The 21,574-nt window shown below is 69.7% G+C and carries 22 protein-coding genes and 1 tRNA gene; 14 read left to right on the top strand and 9 right to left on the bottom strand.

From position 1 onward, the window contains the following. Nucleotides 1-75 precede the first annotated feature (75 nt). From BUE16_RS01930 to BUE16_RS01915, 4 genes are all read left to right on the top strand, one after another. Complete coding sequence (locus BUE16_RS01930) at nt 76-801, top strand: NAD(+)/NADH kinase (RefSeq protein WP_073306716.1); 726 nt, start codon at nt 76-78, stop codon at nt 799-801. Nucleotides 802-900: 99 nt separating this feature from the next. Continuing rightward, nucleotides 901-1,350 carry a DUF7313 family protein gene (locus tag BUE16_RS01925; protein WP_073306715.1) on the top strand — a complete coding sequence of 150 codons (450 nt, stop codon included), beginning with the start codon at nt 901-903 and terminating at the stop codon, nt 1,348-1,350. Between the two features lie 240 nt (nt 1,351-1,590). Beyond that, a complete protein-coding gene (locus BUE16_RS01920) occupies nt 1,591-2,586 on the top strand; it encodes an NAD-dependent epimerase/dehydratase family protein (protein WP_073306714.1) in 996 nt (331 codons plus the stop codon). Nucleotides 2,587-2,689: 103 nt separating this feature from the next. Continuing rightward, a complete protein-coding gene (locus tag BUE16_RS01915) occupies nt 2,690-3,682 on the top strand; it encodes an NAD-dependent epimerase/dehydratase family protein (RefSeq protein WP_073306713.1) in 993 nt (330 codons plus the stop codon). A gap of 118 nt (nt 3,683-3,800) precedes the next feature. Here the strand turns inward: BUE16_RS01915 and BUE16_RS01910 are convergent, their stop codons facing one another. Beyond that, nucleotides 3,801-4,496 (bottom strand): HD domain-containing protein, encoded by a 696-nt coding sequence (locus BUE16_RS01910; protein ID WP_073307049.1) that lies wholly within the window; start codon nt 4,494-4,496, stop codon nt 3,801-3,803. A 219-nt stretch (nt 4,497-4,715) separates the two neighbouring features. Here BUE16_RS01910 and BUE16_RS01905 point away from each other — a divergent pair, with 219 nt between their 5' ends. From BUE16_RS01905 to BUE16_RS01890, 4 genes are all read left to right on the top strand, one after another. Next, nucleotides 4,716-5,507, top strand: coding sequence for an alanyl-tRNA editing protein (locus BUE16_RS01905; protein WP_073306712.1), 792 nt, complete (start codon nt 4,716-4,718; stop codon nt 5,505-5,507). Nucleotides 5,508-5,638: 131 nt separating this feature from the next. Continuing rightward, a complete protein-coding gene (locus BUE16_RS01900; RefSeq protein ID WP_143165339.1) occupies nt 5,639-6,097 on the top strand; it encodes a FlaD/FlaE family flagellar protein in 459 nt (152 codons plus the stop codon). Between the two features lie 2 nt (nt 6,098-6,099). Next, nucleotides 6,100-7,173 (top strand): rod shape-determining protein, encoded by a 1,074-nt coding sequence (locus BUE16_RS01895; RefSeq protein ID WP_073306710.1) that lies wholly within the window; start codon nt 6,100-6,102, stop codon nt 7,171-7,173. Nucleotides 7,174-7,180: 7 nt separating this feature from the next. Next, entirely contained in the window at nt 7,181-8,002 is an 822-nt protein-coding gene (locus tag BUE16_RS01890) for a hypothetical protein (RefSeq protein WP_079991452.1), read from the top strand. A gap of 101 nt (nt 8,003-8,103) precedes the next feature. On the opposite strand, the gene BUE16_RS01885 is transcribed toward BUE16_RS01890, so the two are convergent. From BUE16_RS01885 to BUE16_RS01875, 3 genes are all read right to left on the bottom strand, one after another. Continuing rightward, the gene (locus BUE16_RS01885) at nt 8,104-9,246 is read right to left on the bottom strand and encodes a CBS domain-containing protein (RefSeq protein WP_073306709.1); all 1,143 of its coding nucleotides are present in this window, start codon (nt 9,244-9,246) and stop codon (nt 8,104-8,106) included. A 261-nt stretch (nt 9,247-9,507) separates the two neighbouring features. Further along, nucleotides 9,508-9,927, bottom strand: coding sequence for a nickel-responsive transcriptional regulator NikR (gene nikR, locus BUE16_RS01880; protein WP_073306708.1), 420 nt, complete (start codon nt 9,925-9,927; stop codon nt 9,508-9,510). 39 nt (nt 9,928-9,966) lie between these two features. Continuing rightward, nucleotides 9,967-11,577, bottom strand: a complete 1,611-nt coding sequence (locus BUE16_RS01875) for a globin-coupled sensor protein (protein WP_079991451.1) — start codon at nt 11,575-11,577, stop codon at nt 9,967-9,969. 102 nt (nt 11,578-11,679) lie between these two features. On the opposite strand from BUE16_RS01875, the gene BUE16_RS01870 reads away from it, so the two are divergent. The 4 genes from BUE16_RS01870 (at nt 11,680) to BUE16_RS01855 (ending at nt 16,299) form a co-directional block, all read left to right on the top strand. Further along, nucleotides 11,680-12,042, top strand: coding sequence for a response regulator (locus BUE16_RS01870; RefSeq protein ID WP_073306707.1), 363 nt, complete (start codon nt 11,680-11,682; stop codon nt 12,040-12,042). A gap of 170 nt (nt 12,043-12,212) precedes the next feature. Then, on the top strand, nt 12,213-14,900 hold the full coding sequence (locus BUE16_RS01865; protein WP_073306706.1) for an alkaline phosphatase PhoX: 2,688 nt from the start codon (nt 12,213-12,215) through the stop codon (nt 14,898-14,900). A 110-nt stretch (nt 14,901-15,010) separates the two neighbouring features. Beyond that, nucleotides 15,011-15,766, top strand: a complete 756-nt coding sequence (locus BUE16_RS01860; protein WP_073306705.1) for a hypothetical protein — start codon at nt 15,011-15,013, stop codon at nt 15,764-15,766. 8 nt (nt 15,767-15,774) lie between these two features. Next, a complete protein-coding gene (locus BUE16_RS01855; protein ID WP_234972308.1) occupies nt 15,775-16,299 on the top strand; it encodes a hypothetical protein in 525 nt (174 codons plus the stop codon). 227 nt (nt 16,300-16,526) lie between these two features. Here BUE16_RS01855 and BUE16_RS01850 read toward each other — a convergent pair. Then, a tRNA-Val gene (locus BUE16_RS01850) sits at nt 16,527-16,601 on the bottom strand. Between the two features lie 103 nt (nt 16,602-16,704). On the opposite strand from BUE16_RS01850, the gene BUE16_RS01845 reads away from it, so the two are divergent. Further along, nucleotides 16,705-16,956: a DUF7120 family protein gene (locus BUE16_RS01845; protein ID WP_073306704.1), complete on the top strand. Its 252-nt coding sequence runs from the start codon at nt 16,705-16,707 to the stop codon at nt 16,954-16,956. 45 nt (nt 16,957-17,001) lie between these two features. Here the strand turns inward: BUE16_RS01845 and BUE16_RS01840 are convergent, their stop codons facing one another. The 4 genes from BUE16_RS01840 to BUE16_RS01825 form a co-directional block, all read right to left on the bottom strand. Next, nucleotides 17,002-17,268 carry a DUF7553 family protein gene (locus tag BUE16_RS01840; RefSeq protein ID WP_073306703.1) on the bottom strand — a complete coding sequence of 89 codons (267 nt, stop codon included), beginning with the start codon at nt 17,266-17,268 and terminating at the stop codon, nt 17,002-17,004. Nucleotides 17,269-17,352: 84 nt separating this feature from the next. Continuing rightward, nucleotides 17,353-17,895 (bottom strand): cob(I)yrinic acid a,c-diamide adenosyltransferase, encoded by a 543-nt coding sequence (locus BUE16_RS01835; RefSeq protein WP_073306702.1) that lies wholly within the window; start codon nt 17,893-17,895, stop codon nt 17,353-17,355. A gap of 6 nt (nt 17,896-17,901) precedes the next feature. After that, nucleotides 17,902-18,141: a glutaredoxin family protein gene (locus BUE16_RS01830; RefSeq protein ID WP_073306701.1), complete on the bottom strand. Its 240-nt coding sequence runs from the start codon at nt 18,139-18,141 to the stop codon at nt 17,902-17,904. Between the two features lie 35 nt (nt 18,142-18,176). Then, a complete protein-coding gene (locus BUE16_RS01825) occupies nt 18,177-19,085 on the bottom strand; it encodes a substrate-binding domain-containing protein (protein ID WP_159435699.1) in 909 nt (302 codons plus the stop codon). Nucleotides 19,086-19,258: 173 nt separating this feature from the next. On the opposite strand from BUE16_RS01825, the gene BUE16_RS01820 reads away from it, so the two are divergent. Next, entirely contained in the window at nt 19,259-21,454 is a 2,196-nt protein-coding gene (locus tag BUE16_RS01820; protein WP_073306699.1) for a S9 family peptidase, read from the top strand. Nucleotides 21,455-21,574: the final 120 nt, after the last annotated feature.

Here is a 21,574-nt window from a genome sequence, read left to right as displayed (position 1 = left end):
GTCCTCCACCAGCCAGCCCGCGAGGTCACGGGGAGACCCCGTCGATTAAGTCAACACCCGGACTACCCCGACAGCATGACCGACTTCCGCGCGGCGCTGGCCGGCGACGACGACACTCTCCGCGAGGCCATCAGGGTCGCCGGCGGAGCGGTCGTCGACGCCGAGGCCGACCCGGACGCGGTCGTCACGCTGGGCGAGCGCGCGCTCGTCGAGACCGCCCTCGGCGACCCGTCGGCGCCGATCCTCCCGGTCGACGCCGGCGACGGTCGCCACGCCGTCCCCCGGGCCGACGCCGGGGCCGCGATCGCGGCCGTCGCGGACGGGGAAGGGTGGACGGAGCTGCGATCGACGCTCTCGGTGACCGTCGGGGGCGAGTCGCGCGCGCGAGCCGTACTCGATGCGACGCTGATGACCGTCGAGCCGGCGCGCATCTCCGAGTACGCCGTCGCCGAGGCCGGGGATCCCGAGGCGATCGGTCGCGTCCGGTCGGACGGAATCGTGGTCGCGACGCCCGCGGGGTCCAGCGGGTACGCGCGCGCCGCTGGCGGCTCCGTGCTCGCGGCAGGGACCGGACTGTCCGTGGTTCCCGTCTCACCGTTCGCGACGACGGCCGACACGTGGGTCCTCGACGACGAGGCCCGCTTGCGCGTCGAGCGCGACGACTGCGACGTGCGGCTGATCGCCGACGGCGAGGTCGCGGGCACCGTTCCGCCGAACGTCGACATCCGCGTCGCCGTCGACGGCCGCGTTCCGTTCATGCGAGTGCCGCACGCAGAGCAGTCGGCTCGCCCGCGGCGCTGACCGTCGCGCGCGGCCGTCCGAGGCGTGCGAGTCGCCGCTCCGACGCCGCCCCGCCCGGGATTGGAAAGCTTCTAATGAGTCGTGGACCGAGTTGTGACCATGTTACCGTCACCGCTGGAGTTCCTCGTCCCGCTCGGGGCGCTGGAGTCCGTGGCGGATGTGCTGCCGTTCGCCATCCTCGCGGTCGTGCTCGTCAATCTCCTCACGCGCGTGCTCGCGCAACGGAGCTACGAGCAGGCCGCCGCCGAGGGCGACGACGAGGCGATGGGTCGGTACCTTCCGCACGAGATCGTGAACGTCCTGCTCATCGTGTTGTCGTTCGGATACATGGTCGTCCACCCGCACGGCGGGATGGTGCTGTCCATCCTCGTGCTCGGGATGGTGATCTCCGACTTCTTCGAGTACGAGGCCCGCACCGTCGAGGCGCGCAACGACATGGAACTGGACCGGCCGAACAGCGCGCTCGTCGCCTCCGTGCTGGTCGTCGCCTACGCCGGCTATCAGGCGCTGTTCTTCGTCATCGAGCCGATCTGGAGCGCGATCGTCTGAGGTCCGGACGCCGTAACCCGCGTCCCGCGCGCGTTCGCTCTGCTCCCGCCCGTTCCGGTATGACCCACTCTGTTCCGCTCTGACCGGGTTCTCGTTGCGATCCACTCTATTTCGGCCCGCTCTGACCGCCCTCCGTCGTCGGGTTCCGCCGTTCCGTTCCCCATCGACCGAGTGGCACGAGCGGCCGGTCCGGACAGCCGGGAGACGAACGGCTTTGTGCGTCCTCGCGCATCGGTTTCCATGCCCAAGTACGACACCGCGCTGTTCGTCGGCGGCACGCGGTTCATCGGCCGACACACCGTCGAGGCGTTCCTCGACGCCGGCTATGCGGTCACGACCGTCACCCGCGGCGAGCACGACGACCCGTTCGCCGACCGCGACGGCGTGGAGAACCGCACCGGCGACCGAACCGAGCGGGCGGACCTGGCGGCCGCGCGCGACGCCGTCGAACCGGATGTCGTCGTCGACTTCGTCGGCCTCCACCCCGGCGAGGTCCGCGCGGCGACCGACGTGTTCGCCGACGCGCGCTACGTGTACGTCTCCTCCGGGTCGGCGTACGCCCCCGGCGACGTGCCGATGTACGAGGACGAGACGCCCCTCCACCCGTGCGAGCCGGAACAGGAGGGCGACGACACCGCCGAGACGTACGGCCCCCGCAAGGCCGAGTGCGACCGCGCGGTCTTCGCGGCGGCCGCCGAGGGCGTCGAGGCGATGGCGGTCCGTCCCATGCTCGTACAGGGCCCCCACGACTACACCGAGCGGTTCGGCTACTGGGTGAACCGCGTCGCCGAGCACGGCGAGGTGCTCGTCCCCGGCGACGGGGGGTCGCTGCTGCACCGCGTGTACGTCGCGGACCTCGCCCGCGCGCTCCTGCTCGTCGCCGAGGAGGGCGAGCCCGGTGAGGCGTACAACGCCGCCGACCGGTCGGCGTACTCCCTCGACCGCTCGCTGGAGCTGATCGCCGACGCCCTCGACACGGACGTGACCCCGGTGCACGCGAGCGAACGGGAGCTGGCCGCCCACGGCGTGGAGCCGACCGACATCTCCCTCTACACGCCCGATCCGATGCTCGTGTCGACCGGGAAGCTCGCGGCGCTGGGGTGGGAGCCGACGCCGCCGCCGGCGTCCGTCGCGGAGACGGCGCGGGCGCACGTCGACGCGGGCGTCACCGGCCCCGACGAGTCGCTGGACAGGGTGACGGAGGAGGCGGTGCTCGCAGCGCTGGGCGACGAGTAGCGACGGCGGCAGACCGCGAACCGACGGGCGACGCGCCCGCCACGAACCGGCGATTCCGCAGGGGACCGCGAGGTTTTCGGCCGCCGCGCGCGAGGCCCCGCGTATGGCAGACACCGCGCTCGTCATCGGCGGCACCCGCTTCATCGGGCGACACGTCGTCGACGACCTGCTCGACACCGGCTACGATGTCACGATCGTCAACCGCGGCACTCACGAGAACCCCTTCGCCGACGACGAGGGCGTGCGCCACGTCGAGGGCGACCGCCGCGACGACACCGACCTGCAGGCGGCCGCGCTGTCGGTCGACCCCGACATCGTCGTCGACTGCGTCGCCTACTACCCCGAGGATGTGCACGTTGCCACGGATATCTTCGCCGATGCGGACGGCTACGTGTACATCTCCTCGGGGTCGGCCTACGGCGTCGAGGAGATCCCCAAGCGCGAGGGCGAGACCGAGCTGTGCGAGTGCACCGACGAGCAGGCGACCGACGACTCCCACGAGTCGTACGGCCCCCGCAAGGCCGAGGGCGACCGCGAGATAGCCGCGGCCGCCGAGGCGGGCGTCAACGCGATGAGCGTCCGGCCGTGCATCGTCTACGGCCCGCACGACTACACCGAGCGGCTCGACTACTGGATCGACCGCGTGCTGAACCACGACCGCGTGGTCGTCCCCGGCGACGGCCAGAACCTCTGGCACCGCGGGTACGTCGAGGACGTGGCCAGCGCCCTGCGGGTCGTCGCCGAGGAGGGCGAGCCCGGCGAGGCGTACAACGTCGGCGACCGCCGGCTCGTGACGATGGAGGAGATGGTCGATCTGATCGCGGAGGCCGCCGACACCGAGGTCGAGATCGTCCACGCGGGCGAGCGCGAACTCGCGGCGGCCGACCTCTCGGCCGACGACTTCGTCCTCTACCGCGAGTACCCGCACGTCCTCGACACGAACAAGCTGTCCGCGCTCGGGTGGGAGTCGACGCCGCTCGCGGAGGCGATGGAGCGGACCGTCGCCGAGCACCGCGAGAGCGACCGCGACGGGAGCGAGCACGACCCCGGCCGCCAGACCGAAGAGCGCGTGCTCGGCGTGCTCGACACCCTGTAAGCCGGCGTCGTCTCCGGTGTGTTGTGGGCCGATATCGCCTCCGTATCGCTGGATCGGGACGCCGCGCCCGCCGCTCCCGCTTTCGGGAGATCGGTCCGGCTACCGCCAGTCCGGTGTGTTACTCCCTGTCGAACTCGCGGTCGTGGCTCATCTCGGCGACCTCGTCCTCCAGCCACTCGCGGAACCACTTCACGCGCTTGATGCGCTCGTGGGCGATCGACTCGGCGGCGTCGCTCTCGACGCGCGAGGCGTGCTCGCGCCCGCGCTCCAACACGCGCTGAACCATCTCCGCGGCGTCCATGTGCGTGCGCGCCTCGTAGCCCATCCGAAGGATCATGAGGGTGGTACCGTTGGCGCCGACCTTGTCGAGCAGGTCCGCCTCGATGAGACACTGCGTCTCCAGCGAGAGGTCCGTCACCGGCCCCTGGTAGGAGTGGTCCTCGACGGACGAACACACCTCGGCGACGAACGACTCCGGGTAGTCGCCGTGCGTCTCGAGGTACTGCCGAGCGACGCGGGCGCCCTCCTCGGCGTGGACGTCCTGGTCGGCCTCCAGCTTCGAGACGTCGTGAAACAGCGCGGCCACGCGCACCACGTCGGTGTCGGCGCCCTCCTTGGCCGCGATCCGCTCGGCGATGTCGACGACGTTCAGGATGTGGTTGAAGCGGTACTCCGCGGAGTGCCACGGATACCACCGCATCCGACCGCCGTCGTCCTCGCTCTCGACGGACGCCGCGAGGTACTCGCGGACGAAGTGCTCCATCTCGGCCAACTCCTCGGCGGTGACGCGCGAGCCCTTTATTTCGACGCCCACTGCGGCCACCCCCTGTGTAGATTGCGTTGCGAAGAGACGAATGTCGTTCTCATTACGGAACGATACGGCCTGTTTCGTCCTTAGTCGTTACGACAAGTCGGACCGGCGACGAGCGATCGCCGTCGCCGCGAGGGGATGGGTGGTCGGGGGTGGGCAGTCGGGGCCGGTCCGGACCGCCGCGTCGCGAACCGCTAAGTGCGCCCGTTGCCCACGTCCGGTGTGACCGAACAGCTGTATCTCGCCGACAGCACCGTCAGCGAGTTCGAGGCGACCGTCGAGCGGTCGCTCGACGAGCGCGTCGTGCTCGACCGGACGCACTTCTACCCGACCGGCGGCGGCCAGCCCGCCGACACGGGGACGATCCGTGTGCTCGACGCCAGCGGCAACGGTGCTGCCGGCGCGGACGGGGACCGCGACGCCGGTGACGACGCGGCCGGCGACGAGTTCGCCGTCGCGGACGTGGAGAAGACCGACACCGTCTACCACCACCTCGACGGCGCGGCGCCGCCCGAGGGCGCGCGCGTCCGCGGCATCCTCGATTGGGATCGCCGCCGCGCTCACATGCGCTATCACACCGCACAGCACCTCCTCTCGGCCGTCCTGCTGGACGAGTTCGACGCGCGGACTGTCGGCAACCAACTGTACGCCGACCGCGCGCGCCTCGACGCCGAGCACCCGAAGTTCTCCGAGACCGATCTGGCCGACATCGAGACCCGGATGAACGACCTCGTCGACGACGCGCTCTCGGTGGAGCACTACACGATGGACCGCGAGGTCGCCGAGGCGGAACTCGACGCCGAGCGCACGCGGATCGACCTGCTCCCGAGTTCGATCACGGAGCTGCGGATCGTGGAAATCGGCGGCGGGGACGACGAGGAGCCATTCGACCGCACCGCCTGCGCCGGCACCCACGTCGGCAACACCGAGGAACTGGGCGAGGTGACCGTCGAGGGGCGGACGACCCAGGGCGGCGACAAGGAGCGGGTCGAGTTCACCCTCGCGGGCACCTGAGGGCCAGTCGAAGCGTCGCTGCGACCGTTCCCACGCGTCCGATTTCAGCCGTGATATTCGGGAGCGTACATATTTACGACGGTTCCGGGTAGGCAAGCGTAGCGGCACAGGGAGTGCGGACGAACCAGGACATGCTCAGACCGAGCGATTACGACCCGAAGGAGTTGCGAGCGTTGACGGGAGCGGCGGCGCCGACGCACGCCGACGAGGGACCGGACCGGTGGACGCAGCCGGACGATTTCCTCAGTCGAGCGGACGCGCGCGTGCGGGCGGCGCAGGTGGAAGACGCTTTCCTCCTTCAGGCGGCGGCCGGCGGCGCGAGCAGGCCCTACCTGCCGAGTCTTCCGGACTCGGTGGTCGGGACCCAGCTTGCGCTCGACTGGTTACGCTACCTCGTCGGCGTCGGCGGGCGCGAACGCGCCCGCGAGGCGCTCGCCTTCTATCGGGACGTGGAGTGGCTCGACGAGTCCGTCGAGGACGCCCTCACGGCGTACCTCGAAGCCTTCGACGACACCGACGGCTCGCGGCTCTCCGTCGGCCACCACCGCACGAGCCTGCTGTTCGTCGCCCGCCTCGCCGCGCTCCGATAACCATGGCAGCAGAATCCGAATCCGCAGACGACGACAGTTTCGAGTCCAGCAACCCGGCCCCCATCGGCGTGAAGCTCGGCTCCACTCGGACCGTGCTTCGGTATCCCGAGGACGCTGACAGCGGCGAGTTCACGACGGTGCGAACGCTCACCTGCCTCGCGCTGTACGAGGACGCGATCACGGGGGAGGAGAAGGCCCTGTTCGGGGAGCAGGCCGCCGCCGAGTACCCGGACCGCGTGGAGTACATGCTCCGCTCAGGGCTCCCGGAGGACGACGAGCGCGCGGAGCTCGCCGGCCGATTCTTCCGTGAGCTGCTCTCGGCCAACGGCGTCCCGTCCGACTCGGCGGTCGTGTACGCCATCCCGACGATGGAGAACGACGCCGGGTTAGAGAACCTCACCGAGGTCATCGAGTCCTCGGACATCGGCGCCCACACCATGCGCGCGTACCCCGAGTCGCTGTGCGGCGCCATCCCCGCGATGGGCGACGGCGTCGAGGCCGTCGACGACGTGTTCATCTCCGTGAACATGGGCTCCACCAACCTGGAGGCCTGCGCGTACCGCCGCGGCGACCAGCTCGTACCGTTCTCCACCGGCTCGGTGACGGGCAACGACGTGGACCGCCGCATCGTCGCCAACGTCGAGGAGGAGACGCAGGGGCGCGTCCACGTCGACCTGACGACCGCGCGCGAGTACAAGGAGGAGCACGGCAACGTCGGCGGCTTCGAGCCGTTCTCGGACGTGATCCAGCAGCCCGGCGGCGGCTCCCACGAGTTCACCATCAAGGACAGCGTCGTCGACGCGCTCGACTGGTATCTCGACGCCGCCGTCGACGAGGTCGCCAACGAGTTCCTCCCCGAACTCGCCAACGACTACATGAAGGTGTACCAGCTCTCGCTGAACAACGACATCGCCGTCACCGGCGGCATGGCGTGCATCCCCGGCCTCGCCGAGGAGTTCGAACGGCGGCTCTGTGCGGAACTCGACCGCGACGTGAACGTGGTCGTCCCCGACGAGCCCGACCTCGCGGCCGCCGAGGGCGCCCGGCGCATCGCCGAGAAGCTCGCCGGCCAGTAAGGGACCGATGGGCGGCTTCGACTTCGGAGGCGACGCGGACGATGACCGCGACCCGACGACCGGCGATGGGGGCGTCGCGTTCGGCGCCGACGGCGCCGACGACGCCGACACGGTCGTCTCGCCGGCCGAGCCGTCGCCGCTCACGGACCCCGGTTCTCTCGGCTCGACCGACGACGCCAGCGGCGCCGCCGGACGCGGCGGCGACGCGAGAGCGACCTCGGGGACGGACTCCGTCGAGTCGCTGCTGTACGCCGGCGAGGAGGTCCGCGCGAGCCTCCCGGTCGCCGACGGGCGGCTCGTGGCGACGAGCCACCGCGTGCTCGCGTTCGCGCCCGACGCGGACCCGGACGAGCGCGCGACCCTCCGGGCGGTCCACCGCGTCAACGTCACGGACGTGTCGCCGTCGTCGACGGCGACCGACTGGCTCGTCCGCCCCATCGCGTACGCGGTCGGCGGCGGCCTGGCGATGGTGCTCGGCGGCTCGATGGTCTCGCTCGACTCGATGCGCGCGACGACGCCGGAGGGCGCCGGCGCCGCCGGGCTGGGCGGGCTCCTCTCGATGGTCGGGAGCGTGCTCTCGGTGCTCTCGCTCGTCGACGACGTGCTCCGCGTTCTCGGTGCGCTCTCCCTGCTGCTCGGCGCGGCGCTCATGGGCGTGTACGCGGCCACTCGCGGGCGCGAGGTCGTCGTCGAGACCGAGGGCGAGGCGGACACGCTTCGGCTCGACGCCGCCGGCGTCGACGACGACGCCGTCGATCGGTTCCGCGCGGACGCAGAAATCGGCGGCGAGCGGTCGAGCGGGCGGCTGGCACGGCTGTTCGGTCGGTAGCGGACGGGACAGTCGAGCCGTTCGGGTTCGAGAGACGCGGGTCGGCGGCGCGGTCGCCGCCGGTCGCCGTGTGGGCTCCGGGCGGCGAGGCGACGGTCGACCTACAGCTCGCCCAGCTTCCGGAGGAGCTGGCCGCGGTAGCGCTCGTCGGCGGTGACGCCCTTCACTTCGAGGACGTTGCGCTCCAGCTTGTCGAGTGCGACGTGGAACGCGTGTTCCGCGCCGTACCCCTCGCCCGACCCGGCGACCTGGCCGTGGGTCGTCCGCAGCCGGATCTGACACTGGATGAGCGGCGTGCCCCGGAGCTTCTCTTTGTGCTCGTGGAAGCGGACGTGCGCGTGGAGGACGCGCATCTCCTGATACTTGTCCGAGACCTGGCCGATTGCCTCGCGGATGTCCTCACGCGAAAGGGTGTCGAGCAGGCTGACGTTCGTCACCTGCACGTCCATCGCGTCTTCCTCGGTGAACGTGAGCGCGCGCAGCACGTCGGTCTTCGTGAGCACGCCGGCGACGAGGTCGTCGTGATCCTCTGGCGTGACGACGAGCCCGCTCACGTCGTTGTCCATCATCAGCTCGACCGCGTCGCGCACCGATTCCTCGGCGGTGACGGTGAGCACCGGCGACGACATCATGTCATACACCGGCAAATCGAGCATGCGGTCGAGGTCGCCGCGCCGGTCGCCGCGTCCCTGTCGCTCGCCGTCGCGGACGACGAAGTCGACGATGTCGTGGGTCGTGATGATACCCTCGAGGCGGCCTCCCTCGTTGACCACCGGGAGCCGCGAGATACCGTTCTCGCGCAGGCGGTTGATCGCCTGCCCGACGTGGGCGTCCTCGGGTACCGTGACCACGTCTTCCGTGTAGATGTCCTCGACGGTCAGCGCGTCCAGGTTGTCGAGGACGGCCGCGAGGATGTCGTCGACGGTCACGATGCCGTACAGCCGCTCGCCCTCGTAAACGGGCGCGACCTTGACGTTCCCCTCGACCAGGACGCGCGCGACCTCGCGCACGTCCTCGGTGCGGGCGACCTCCGGCGCCGGCTTCAGCAGCGCCGCCGCCTTGGTGTCGTCTTCGACCCGCGAGTTGATCAGCTCGCGCTCGCCGATGACGCCCGCGTACTCGCCGTCGTCCATCACGATGATGCCCTTCGGATTCTCGCGATCGAAGATGGCGCGGATCTTCCCGAGACGTTCGTCCGCTTCCACCTCTACGAACTCCGGCACGGCGATGTCTGATATGTCCATAACTCCATTACGGGGGTACGATCCCACGTGTATTGAAGCTTGGTTCGGATCCCAACGGCTGGAGGTGTGCAACCGCATACCAAGGCAGTCGAACGGATCGACCGACTGCGGGCCGATCGCGGCGGATCCTCCGGCGGCGATCAGCCGGGTCGGAACCGGCACCGGGTCCGGAACCGTGCATCGCCGACCGCCCGATCGCGCCGCTCGCGACCACAGTTGTTCGCTGTGTTCACAATCACGCTCGCGGCGGTACCCTCGCGATCAGACGATCCCCTCGGCGTCGCCGATGGGCGTGACCGAGTAGTCGACCGTCTTGGTGTCGGTCGTCGCGCGGATCTTCCCGACGAACGTGGAGATCTGCTCCAGGTTCCCTTCGAGGATGAACAGCTCCATGCAGTTGTGATCGCCGACGTGGCTGTGGAAGTTCGAGGCGACGATGTCCTCGTGTTCGTGGCGCAACTGCATCATACGCTCCTCCACGGTGGTGCCCTCGTAGTCGAACACGACCGTGATGATCCCCATCAGCTCGCGGTCCTCCAGCTTCTTGTCCTCGAACTCCCCGAGGAGGTTCCTGGCGGCCTCCCGGAGCAACTCGCTGCGGCCGGTGTAGCCGTGCTCCTCGGTGAACTCGTCGATCCGGTCGACGAGGCTGTCCGGCATCGAGACGCTGACGACGCCCATGTATTAACATGCGGCGATCGAATTACTAAGCCTTCCGTATCAGCGGTCGGACCCGTCGGTGAGTCGGCCGACGGAGTCGGTAACGCGGTCGAGGCGAGCGCGCTGGGCGTCGGCCGCCTCCGCGATCTCCTCGACGGTGCGGCGAACCGCGGCCGCCTCGCCGCTGGCCTCCTCGACCAGCGACGCGACCTCCTCGGTCGTCGACGCCTGGGAGTCGGCCGCTCGTGCGACCTCCTCGACGCCGGAGGCCGCCTCCCGGATCGCCTCGGCGATGCTATCGAGTCGCTCCATCGCCTCGTCGACGCGGGCGACGCCGCCTTGGATCCGCTCTTCGGTCCGTTCGAGGCTCTCGACGGTGTCCTCGGCGCCCGTCTGAATGTTCTCGACGAGCGCTTCGATCTCTCCGGCCCGCTGTTGGGACTCCTCGGCGAGGCTCTTCACCTCGTCCGCGACGACCGCGAAGCCGTCGCCCGCCTCCCCGGCGCGTGCGGCCTCGATGTTCGCGTTGAGCGCCAGCAGGTTCGTCTGGTCGGCGATCCCGTCGATGACCGAGACGACCTCGTCGATCTCGCCCACGCGGTCGCGGAGCTCGTCGAGGTCGTCGGTCACCTCGTCGGTCGCGTTCTCGATGTCCTCCATCGTGTCGCGGGCCTCGCCGGCGGCGTCGACGCCCTCCTCGGCGAGCCGCTCGGCGTCGGCGGAGACGTGTGCGACCTGCTCGGCGCTGGCGGCGACCTCCTCGACGTTCGCGGAGAGCGTCCCCACCTCCGCCTCCACGTCGCCCATCCGATCCGCCTGCGTCTCCGCCAACGCCGCCAGCTCGTCGGCGTTCTCGGCGACGTTGACGGCGCCGGCACCGATCTCCTCGAGGGGGGCCTCGACCTCCTCGGAGACCTCCGTGGTCAGCTCGCGACGGCGCTCGATCTCCGTTTCCATCTGCTCTGCGTACGAGTCGATGTACGTGTCCATCGCGACTTGTTGGTCCAACAACAGCAGCTTCAACAGCGGGAGCAGGCGGTCGGTGAACCGCGAGAGTGCCTCCTCGCCCGGGGACCCGGGTTCGACTCCGGCCGTCTCCCGCGCCTCGTCGGCGAGCGCGTTCAACAGCCCCTCGTAGTAGACGCTGTACCCCGAGAAGTACACCCGCGGCCCGAGGTCCAGCATGTCGTGGATCTTCCCGATCCGGGCGCGTCGTTGGAAGTAATCCCGTCCGTAGTCGCCGCCGCCGAGATCGGTCAGATACTGGCGCTGGGTTCGCTTGAGCGCCTCGATCCCCTTACTCGACCGCCCGAAGATGGCGTTCGTCTCCTCGTGGTCGGTGAAGTGGTCGTAGAACTCGTCGACCAACGCCGGCGCGAGTTCCTCGAGGAGCGGTTCGAGCGACGAGAGCGTCTCCTCGTCGCTCGGCGTGAGTCTACTGAATCGCTTGCGCTTCTCGATGTCGGCGGCGTCGAGGCCGAGCCGCTCTGCCAGGTCGGCGCCGTCGACGCCGCGCCGGGTGGCGTCGGTCACCGCGAGCCCCGATGAGTCGGCGGTCGGCGGTCCTGCCCCGACGGATCCACCGGTGTCCGCGATCCCTCCGTCCGCCCGTGTTCTCGAGCGTCCGGTCTCGTTCACGCCGTCGTCCGTCCGTGGTTCTCGTGGTCCCATTGTTCGGCTACCCTCGCCAGACCGCGTTAACTGTGCCGCTCAAAATATCACGACCGGATCTGTCGGGTGAACGCTTATCTGCGGCACCGGGGAGTGTCAGCCATGACCCGACGGATCCTCATCGTAGACGACTCCGGCTTCCAGCGCACGCTCATCCGAGGGATCCTCGAGGACGACTTCGAGGTCGTCGGCGAGGCCGAGAACGGCTCGGAGGCGGTGACCCTGTTCGAGGAGACCCGCCCGGACCTGGTCACGATGGACATCATGATGCCCGAGGTGAACGGCATCGAGGCGACCGGCGACATCAAGGAGCGCGACCCCGGCGCGCGCGTCGTGATGTGCACCAGCGTCGAGCAGCGCGACAAGATGAAGCAGGCCGTGAAGGCCGGCGCCGACGGCTACGTCACGAAGCCGGTCGAGGAAGACGCCCTGCGCTCGGAGGTCGAGAGCGCGCTCGCGTCGTGAACCCGCTGTCGCAAACGCGCCGTCGTCGGTATCCCACGACAGGCATGGGACAATAGCCCTCACGAGCGGTACCCGGCCGAGAAGATATATTCGGCACCTGGTGAAGATAGATACGCATCAATAGCAGTCATATAAAACGCTTTCAGGCATGTCATCGATCGCGAACTTGCATGGTCGACCTATCCAGACGGCGATTGATGAAGACATCAGTCGCCGCAGCAGTGGGAGCGGGAGCGGCGAGCTCGGGCGTGGCTGCCGCAGCCGACGCCGACACCGTCGGCGCACCGAGCGCGAGAGGGAGCATCAAGCGATTCGCGACGACATCGCTGGGGGCGGAGGTGACGGGTCCGTTCGTCTTCGACGACGGCACGCTGCTGTTCAGCCACCAGCACCCGAGCCGCGACAATCCTGGGGAGTTCTCCCGGGGCGGCATCGGGTACGTTAGCGGGTTCGACTTCCGGTTCGACGGGAGCAACGACGACTTCGCGGAGCTGCCGATCCCGACGACGAACGAGCAACAGTCCCGGGTCCGCGTCAGCGACGGTGAGTACGTCTTCCTCGCCCAGCAGGAAGACGAGATCAACGGCGGCGCCGAACAGCTCGGCGTGCCGGAGACGCCCGACGGCGTTCCGATCGATCGGTTCGCCGGATCGCGGTACTCCGAGCCGGGGTACACGCCTGACTGCAACCAGTTTATCCCGACGAACGAAGATGGGACCGAAGGGCTGCTGTACACGAACTTCGAGACGAGCCCGGGGAACGTCACGCGGATCCCCATCAGCCGGACCGAGGACGGCGAGTGGGAGGCCGACCTCGAGAACGCCATCAACCTCGCGAACACGGAGCCGCTTCGCGCGCTCCAGGGGACGCGGATCAACTGCGCCGGCGAGCTCACCCCGTGGGGGACGATGATCTCCTCGGAGGAGGAGTACGCCCACCCGACGGTCTCGCTCACCGCGACCGTGAGCGACATCCTCGAGAAGGGCACCGGGCAGGGGCTCCGGGGGGCTCGACCGTTCTGGAACCGGCCCAACCCCACGGAGATACAGAGCGCAGTCGCCAGCTACGCTGAGGCGGACGAGGACTTCCAGAGCTGGTACGTCCAGGGCTACTGGGCGCTCTCGGGCGTCGAACTGCTGGCGTATTACAACGGCGCGGAGCCGGTCGACCAGCGGAACTTCGACGAGGCGACCGCAGAGCCCGACGCGAACGGCACGGGCGCCGAGGCGGAGGGGACAAACACGACCGAGCCGATCGGCGAGGGCTACCCCAACCCCTACAGGCAGGGGTACCACGTCGACTTCCGCGACCCGGCGGCCGACCCGCCGACGCCGGTGAAGTACTACGTGATGGGCCGGGGAGCCTGGGAGATGGCCGACATCGTCGGCGACCGACGGACGGTGTACGAGACCAGCGACGGCGACGCCAAGGGGATCTACAAGTTCGTCGCCGACGAGCTCATCGACGGCTACGACGACCCGATGGACCTGTCGGGGACGCTGTACGCCCCGAAGATCACGAACGCGTCGGCCGCGAAGGATCGGTCGCCGGCGAACGTCCCGCTGGACATCGAGTGGATCGAGCTCGGCCACGCCACGAACCGCGAGGTCGAGTCGTGGATCGCCGAGTACGACGGGATCACGCAGGTCGACTACCTGGAGACCCACGCGGAGACCGACTGGCGGGATGACCTCGACGCGGCCATCGAGGAGGCCGACCGCGAAGTCATCGAGAACGGCAACCGGAACTACATCACCGACGAGGAGATCGTCGAGTGGGCCGAGCAGTACGAGGAACGCGGCCCGGAGGACGTCGACGAGGAGCTGCGGAAGGTGCCGTTCCTGGAGACGCGGGCGGCCGCCAAGGAGATCGGCGCCTCGATCGAGTTCAACAAGGCGGAGGGCGTCGACAGCGTCGCGGGGGCCGGGCCGGGCGACTTCGTCTACTTCGGGCTCGCCGAGTACAACGACGCCCTGTCCGACGACGAGGGTGACCTCCGAATGGACCGCGTCGACGGGGGCGTCGTCTACCGGGGCCAGTTGAAGCGCGACTACGACATCACGCGCCTCGAACCGGTCGTCGTCGGTTTCGACGGCAGTGACTCCACCGAGGTCGCCGACCAGGCCCCGCTCAACATCGACAACGTGTACGTGATGAACGACGGGCGCGTCCTCTGCTGTGAGGACGCCGACCAGCTCGCCCGCTCGTTCAAGAACGACTGCATGTGGGTGTACCAGCCCAACGTCATGGTCGACGCCGGCGCGGTCGCCGTCCGCAACGGGACGACCGGCACGCTCGACGTGACGGCGTCGTCGCTCCCGGCGGGATTCTCGGGCGCGCGGGTGAAGCTCGTCGTCTCCGATCCCGAGGTAGCGTCGATCGAGAGCGTCTCCTTCCCCGAGGAGATCGCGCTGACGAAGCGCGCGATCAGCGACGACGGCTCGACGGCGACCCTGCAGGTGACGGATGCGACCGAGACCGTCGGGCAGGGCGGCCGCGACGTGACGCTCGCGACGCTGACGGTGCGCGGGACCGGCTCGGGCACCGCGGACATCGATGTGACGGTGCAGGCGATGGACGACGAGGACGGCGACGCCATCGACGCGGAGGGCCGAGCCGGGCTCGTCGTCACCGGTCCGCCGGCGGTCGCCGGCGGGAACGCCCCCCGCGACCTCGACGGCGACGGCGACTACGCCGACGTGAACGGCAACGGTCGCCTCGACTACGCCGACGTGACGGCGCTGTTCCGCAACTTCGACGGCGACAGCGTCCGCCTCAACAAGTGGGCGTACGACTTCAACGACAACGGCCAGCTCGACTTCGACGACGTGGTCGACCTGTACGAGGAGGTCAACTGAGCGACCGGCCCGGGCGGGCCGCCGTCGGCGGGCGGCGACGAACTGCTCCCGCAGACCCCGACGCCGTCCGTCACGACAACTGCCGTTACCACCACAACCACTCTCATTTCATGACCTACCGACTCACAGAACGAACCGGTCGCGTCGTCCTCGCGGTCGCGCTGGTGGCAGCGTGTCTGACCGCAGCGGGCCACGGCGTCGTCGCGGTGGACGCGCACGTCGACAGCGGCACCGAGGCCGTCGGACTCGCGGTCGACGATGCCGGGCCCGGGGCCGACGCGATCCGACCGAACCCGTCGCTTCGGCCCGCGACAGATCCGATCCGCATCGACACTGACGGTCGAACGACCGTCGAGATCGTCCTGACTAGCGTTCCGGAGGGGCTCTCGGGGTACTACTTCGAGGTGTCGCTCTCAGGGTCCGGAGTCGCCCGGATCGCGAACGCGAGCTACCCGGACGCCTTCGGGCTCACGACGCCACCGGAGCGCACGACGGACGGTGGCCTCGCGCTGGAGGCGGCGGACCTCGACGGTGCTGTCGACGCCGGTGCGACCGACGTGACGGTCGCGACGGTGACGATCGTCGGCAACGGTTCGGGGACGACTCGACTCGTGCTCGATCCCGTGCAGTTCGACGCCGACTCCGGTACCCGAATCGCCCCTGCCGCGACGAACGCGACGGTCGCCGTCGGGATCGCGACCGCCGAATCGACGACCGCCGCGACCGCCGAATCGACGACCGCCGCGACCGCAGTCGACGCCGGCGCGACGACGGAGACAACCGGAGCGCTCCCGGTCACCGTCGTGCTCGCGGGGCTTGCGGCCGCGACGCTGCTCGCGCTCGCTCGCGGGCGGCGACGAACGTGACACCGACGATGCAACCCAACGACCAGCACTACCACGACGGAACCGGAACCGACCGGCGCAGCGACGCCACGGACGCGTACGGCCACTGCGGGAACGGCGTCGGCCGCGAACACAGATCCCCGACGGTCGAGGAATCGACGTACCGGGAGTACGTCCTCGACGTGCGGATCGTCGAACGGCGGTCGCCCGACGGCGCCGAGTACCGTGTCGAGATCCCCGACGGCGAGGTGGTCGACTTCGAGGACGCCGAAGACGCCGAGGTCTTCGTCGACGTGTTCTTCGACGTGAACGGGTTCGAGGAGGTCGGCACCGGCGACCGCGGCATCCCGCCGGAGGTCGTTCAGGCCGGCGGCGACACCGTCGCCGCGTACCTGCTGACGATGTCGGGGACCGACCTCCACTACGTCGCGTCCTTCTGTGGCAAGCGCCCCGGCCAGATCCAACGTCGAGTCGAGGCTGTCCGCGGCCGCGCCGCGGAGATCCGTGACCGTGTCGCCGGGAGGCAGAACGACGACCTCCCTCGCGACGACTGAATCGCGGTCGCGTTCGTCGTGGTCACCGTCCCGACACACGGTCCAGTCGGCGCGTCGTTCACACCGCTCGTCGTCGATGCGCCGCGAAACAATGGGTTGGGGCGGATTCGAACCGCGGTCGTTCCGCTCGCGTCTGCTCGCTTCTCTCCCTGCTTCGAGTCTGCCGGACACCACCAGCCACGACGTGGACTCCTCGCTCCGCTCGTCGTCGATGCGCCGCGAAACAATGGGTTGGGGCGGATTCGAACCGCCGACCTGCTCCGTGTGAAGGAGCCGTCATAACCGGACTAGACCACCAACCCGCATCACGACGTACCCCGGTCGAACTCTTAAGACTTACCGTCCGTGACGGGGGCGCCGAGACCGACCCGAGGATTAATCCCGCCCGCCGACCGACGGGCGGACGTGACGAAGATCGAAGTCGACCTGCCCGACCGAATCGACAGCGAGATCTCGCGTCTCGCCGAGCAGGGGGAGTTCCTCAACCGCAACGAAGCGATCGAGGACTTCCTCACGCGCGGCCTGCAGGCGTACGACGTGGAGGAAGACGGCACGACCGAGGGGGAGGCCGACGGCGACCTCTTCACCGACGCCATCGACGAACAGCAGGACCCCGCCGCACTCGACGACGACATGGGCGACGAGCCGACGTTCTGAAGCGAACGGGTCGGGCTGAATCCGACCGCGTTCTCATCGACCCCGTTACTCCGCGTTTCGCTCGGAGCGGTACTCGTCGAGGCGTTCGCGGGCCTGCTGGACGGCCGCTTTCGCCTCCCCCTCCGCCTTCTTCGACAGCTCCGTCAGGTCCGCCTCGAGCCGGTCGAGCCGCGAGGGCTCGGGCTCCTTCTCGCGGCCCACGATCTCGCGAACCCGGTCCTCGACCGGTTCGAGCTCCTCTTTGACACCCTCCTTCGCGTGATCCGCCGCACGACCGAGGTAGTAGCGCGCGTCCTCGAAGTGCTTGGACATATCTGTTGGTTGTGGAAGAACGAATAAATCGTTTGTGGGGGCCGGCGACCCGCGCAACCCGCGTGACGCCGCGACCGCGTCCGGCTACTCGTAGTCCGGAGCGTCCTCGGGGACGCCGTCGCGGGCGTTCACGATCCGCGCGAACGTGAACAGCGCGTCCGACAGGCGATTGAGGTAGGCCACGGCCTCGGCGTTGACCGGTTCGTCGTCCGCCAGGTCGACCGCACGGCGTTCGGCCCGGCGGACGACCGTCCGGGCGTGGTGGAGCTTCGCGCCCGCCTCGCTCCCCGAGGGGAGGACGAAGTGGGTCAGCGGCTCCAGTTCCTCGTCGAGCTCGTCGATCCAGTCCTCCAGCTGTTCGGTGTGCCGTGGGCGGACGACCGGGTCGCCCTCGTCGGGGTCGGGGTCGGGGTTAGCGAAGTCCGCCTGGAGGACGTGGAGGTGGTCCTGCACCGCGCGCAGCAGCTCGTCCACGTCGTCGTGCCCGGTGGGCCGGATCGTCCCAATGAGCGCGTTCGCTTCGTCGACAGTCCCGTACGCCTCGATGCGACGGGAGGTCTTCGACACCCGCGACATGTCGCGGAGATCCGTCTTCCCCTCGTCGCCGCGGCCGGTGTAGATCGTCATCGGGTCTCAGGCGAGTGTTCGCTCGACGTACTCGAGGATGTTCGCCGACTCGTTCATCGTCACGCCGCGCTCGTCGTCGACGAGCACGGGGACGCCGCGCTGGCCGCTGACGCGCGCGACCTCGTCGCGCTTCGAGTGCAGGGCCTCGGTCCAGACCGTCTCGTACTCGATATCGGCATCCTCCAGCGCGTCGTGGACCTTCTCGCACCACGGGCAGCCGTCCAGCGCGTACAGCGTGATGGACATATCGCGATTGTGGGTCGCTGTCGGCAAGTAGCTTGTCACGCCGGTGTGTCCGACCCGGGCGACCCGACCGACTCCACTCGCGGGTACGACGGCGGCGTGCCGAACGCGTCGCCCGTCCACGCGCCGGCGACGACGGCGTCGAAGACCGCCGCGACTGCGGCCGACTCGCGACGGGCGACGGCGCCGTAGCGGATCGGCGAGCCGCGAACCACGGTGCCGTCGGGGAGCTCGTACGTCTCCCGCGCGTACGCCTCGGCGCGGGCCGGCGACCCGAGGTTCACCGAGGCCGGAAGCACCCGATGAGAGACGCCGTGGTCCAGGGCCATGTTCCGGTAGACGACCGCGGCGTCCAGCGCTCCCGCCTCGAACACGGCGAGCAGCTCCGCCTCGGGGAACAGCCGGCTCGACGCGAGCGCCTCGGGGTACGGTCGCCCGCGTGCGCGCTCCGCGAGCCGCAACGCGAACAGCGTCCGATAGCCGAGCGGGTCCGCGTCGGGATCGGTCCGACCCCAGCGAAGTTCCCGTTCGAGCACCGGGTCCAATGGGAACTCGGCGCGCGCGACGGCTCGTCCGCCGACGGTGTCGCCCGCGTGCGCGACCACGAGCTCGTTCGTCGCGACCGCGGTGTACCGCTCGGCGATCCCCTCGAACAGCGCCGGGTCCGCGAGCACGAGCACGTCGGGGTCTCGCAGGCCCTCGCGGACCAGCCGCGCACAGGCGGCCGACCCGTGAAACTCTAAGTCGAGGTCGACGCCGTCGCCGGCGAGCGGCCGCAGACGCTCGTCGAAAACGCGGGCGAGGCTCCCGGCCGCGAGCACGGACACGGAGTCGCCGCCCGGGGACGCACGACTCGCGTTCGAGGACCCGACACAGCCGGTCGAGGCGGCGAGGCCGCCGACGCCGAGTCCGGCGGCCAGCGCCGACAGCGCCGTTCGTCGCGTCACCGGCATCGTCGGTTCGTGAGTACAACCGGCTACGGTATAGTATTCAGCTAGCCAATATCAGTTTCGTGCCGTGACGTGGGGTCGGGGACAGCGAGCCGAGGGCGGCGTGGCGTACTCGGGGCCCCGCCGGCCGGTTCCCGAACGGTGAAGTAATGCTCCCCACACCGCCGCGTATGCAGCACGGTATCGACCTGGAGTCGTACTACGACCTGCGCCTGCTCGCGGCGGTGTCGGTGTCGCCCGACGGCGACCGCGTCGCGTTCACCGCACAGGAGTCCGATCCCGCGGCCGACGAACACCGGACGGGGCTGTACGTCGCGCCGACCGACGGGAGCCGCGAACCGCACCGTCTCACTCGCGCGTCGACGGCGTCGTCGCCGACGTGGGGGCCCGACGGGGACACCCTCGCCTTTCTCGCCGCTCGCGACACCGACCTCGACCGCGAGCGCGGCCGCATCGACGACGAGGGCGACGGCGAGGAGGCGGCCGAGTCGAATGCCGAGGGAGCCGACTGGAACGACGGCGACGGCGGCAGCGGGACCGACGGCGACGAGACGCCGACACAGCAGGTGTGGGCGTTCGACCTCGCCCGCGGCGGCGACGCGCGCCAGCTGACCGCCTTCGATCGGGGAGTCACGGAGTTCGACCTCGCGCCGGACGGCGAGCGCCTCGTCGTCGCCGCGCGCGACCCCACCGACGAGCAAGCGGAGTACCTCGATCAGCGCGAGGACGGCGGCCCGATCGAGGTGACGCGGCTCCAGCACAAGCGCGACGGCGCCGGCTGGCTCGACGACGTGACCGCCTACCTGTTCGTCGGCGAGATCGGCGCCGATGAAGCCGACGCCGACGGCTTCGACCGCCTCGACGACGCCTCCGGGGCCGGCTCGGCCGAACCGCTCGCGGGGCTCCAGCCCGCGTGGGGGCCGACCGACCGGATCGCGTTCACCACCTGCGTCGACGACGACCCCGACGACTCCGGCGCCTACGACGTGTGCACGATCGCGCCCGACGGGTCCGAGCGCCGGGTCGTCACCGACGGGAGCCTCCGGTGCGCCTCGCCGACGTGGTCGCCCGACGGCGACCGCATCGCGTTCGACGGCAGCAACTACGACAACTGGTACGAGCCGAACGAGGCGTACGTCGCGCCCGACGAGGCCGACGCCGACGTTGCGTCCGTCTCCGGCGAGTTGGACCGGACGCTCGCGCGCTCGGGCGCGCCGCGGTGGCTCGACGGCGAGATGGTCGTCGTCCCGATCGCCGACGAGGCGTGGACGCGCCTGGCGGTGTGTCCCGTCGACGGCGAACCTCGACGGGCCTTCACCCGGCAGGGCCGCGACCGCACCGTCGCCGCGTTCGACCTCGCGGGCGACACGGTCGCGCTCGGGCTGACCGCCGCCGACCAGCCGCCGGACGTGTACGCCGTCCCCGGCGCCGAGCTGCGCGAGGACGACGCCGGCGGTCCGACGAGGCGCGTCTCCGCGCTCAACGACGGGTGGCTCGACGAGCGTGAGGACCCGCTGCCCGACTGCGAGGTCGTCGCTTACGAGAACGGCGACGGCGAGGAGGTCGAGGCGGTCGTGTACTACCCGAACGACTTCGACGCCGATGCGGACGATCCCGCTCCGACGATCTGTTCGATCCACGGCGGGCCGATGAGCTACGACGCGCCCGCCTACCGCTTCGCGATCGACTACTGGACGAGCAGGGGGTACGTCGTCGCGAAGCCGAACTACCGCGGGTCGACCTCCTACGGCCGGGCGTTCTCGGAGGTGCTGAAGGGGAGCCGCGGGGAGCTGGAGTCCGACGACGTGATCTCCGCGATGGAGCACCTCGTCGACGAGGGCGTCGCCGACCCCGACCGGCTGTTCTGCACGGGCTTCAGTTACGGCGGGATCACGACGGCGCACGCCGTCGCCCGGACGGACACCTTCGCCGCCGCCGCGCCCGAGCACGGCATCTACGACTTCTACAGCAACTTCGGCACCGACGACAACCACAACTGGCACCAGTGGGAGTTCGGGATGCCGTGGGAGAACCCGGATCTGTACCGCGACATCTCGTCGATCACCCGCGTCGACCAGATCGACACTCCCCTCCTGATCACGGCGGGCGAGGAGGACTGGCGGTGTCCGCCGACGCAGGCCGAGCAGCTGTACGTCAGCGTCCGCAAGCGGGGCGTCGACGCGAAGCTCGTCATCTACCCGGACGAGCACCACAACATCGGGACCCCCAAGCGGGCGACCCATCGGATCGAGGAGTTGACGGAGTGGTTCGAGACGCACGAACCGAGCGTGGCCGAAGGAGTGAGCGGTGCGAGGCCGAACGAACGTGAGGCCTCGAGTGCGAACGGCGAGCAGGGCGAGCCGTGAGCGAAGCGAACGACTGAGGCCACGGACCACGGCGGCGAGGTCTTCGTGCCGAGCCGCCCACGAGAGGCGACGGAGAACGGCCACCAAACTACTGTCCTGCAGATCGTCGTCCGCGAGTTC

The sequence above is a fragment of the Halobaculum gomorrense genome (assembly GCF_900129775.1).
In the GTDB taxonomy this organism is placed as follows: domain Archaea; phylum Halobacteriota; class Halobacteria; order Halobacteriales; family Haloferacaceae; genus Halobaculum; species Halobaculum gomorrense.
Note: the sequence above shows the minus strand (reverse complement) of the source record. Positions and strands in the feature narration are given on the sequence as shown.

Bases quoted from the DNA above. Each gene is read 5' to 3' on its own strand.
- BUE16_RS01930 (WP_073306716.1), top strand. From the start codon at position 76: ATGACCGACTTCCGCGCGGCGCTGGCCGGCGACGACGACACTCTCCGC.
- BUE16_RS01925 (WP_073306715.1), top strand. From the start codon at position 901: ATGTTACCGTCACCGCTGGAGTTCCTCGTCCCGCTCGGGGCGCTGGAG.
- BUE16_RS01920 (WP_073306714.1), top strand. From the start codon at position 1,591: ATGCCCAAGTACGACACCGCGCTGTTCGTCGGCGGCACGCGGTTCATC.
- BUE16_RS01915 (WP_073306713.1), top strand. From the start codon at position 2,690: ATGGCAGACACCGCGCTCGTCATCGGCGGCACCCGCTTCATCGGGCGA.
- BUE16_RS01900 (WP_143165339.1), top strand. From the start codon at position 5,639: ATGCTCAGACCGAGCGATTACGACCCGAAGGAGTTGCGAGCGTTGACG.
- BUE16_RS01895 (WP_073306710.1), top strand. From the start codon at position 6,100: ATGGCAGCAGAATCCGAATCCGCAGACGACGACAGTTTCGAGTCCAGC.
- BUE16_RS01890 (WP_079991452.1), top strand. From the start codon at position 7,181: ATGGGCGGCTTCGACTTCGGAGGCGACGCGGACGATGACCGCGACCCG.
- BUE16_RS01885 (WP_073306709.1), bottom strand. From the start codon at position 9,246: ATGGACATATCAGACATCGCCGTGCCGGAGTTCGTAGAGGTGGAAGCG.
- nikR (WP_073306708.1), bottom strand. From the start codon at position 9,927: ATGGGCGTCGTCAGCGTCTCGATGCCGGACAGCCTCGTCGACCGGATC.
- BUE16_RS01875 (WP_079991451.1), bottom strand. From the start codon at position 11,577: ATGGGACCACGAGAACCACGGACGGACGACGGCGTGAACGAGACCGGA.
- BUE16_RS01870 (WP_073306707.1), top strand. From the start codon at position 11,680: ATGACCCGACGGATCCTCATCGTAGACGACTCCGGCTTCCAGCGCACG.
- BUE16_RS01865 (WP_073306706.1), top strand. From the start codon at position 12,213: ATGGTCGACCTATCCAGACGGCGATTGATGAAGACATCAGTCGCCGCA.
- BUE16_RS01860 (WP_073306705.1), top strand. From the start codon at position 15,011: ATGACCTACCGACTCACAGAACGAACCGGTCGCGTCGTCCTCGCGGTC.
- BUE16_RS01855 (WP_234972308.1), top strand. From the start codon at position 15,775: ATGCAACCCAACGACCAGCACTACCACGACGGAACCGGAACCGACCGG.
- BUE16_RS01840 (WP_073306703.1), bottom strand. From the start codon at position 17,268: ATGTCCAAGCACTTCGAGGACGCGCGCTACTACCTCGGTCGTGCGGCG.
- BUE16_RS01835 (WP_073306702.1), bottom strand. From the start codon at position 17,895: ATGACGATCTACACCGGCCGCGGCGACGAGGGGAAGACGGATCTCCGC.
- BUE16_RS01830 (WP_073306701.1), bottom strand. From the start codon at position 18,141: ATGTCCATCACGCTGTACGCGCTGGACGGCTGCCCGTGGTGCGAGAAG.
- BUE16_RS01820 (WP_073306699.1), top strand. From the start codon at position 19,259: ATGCAGCACGGTATCGACCTGGAGTCGTACTACGACCTGCGCCTGCTC.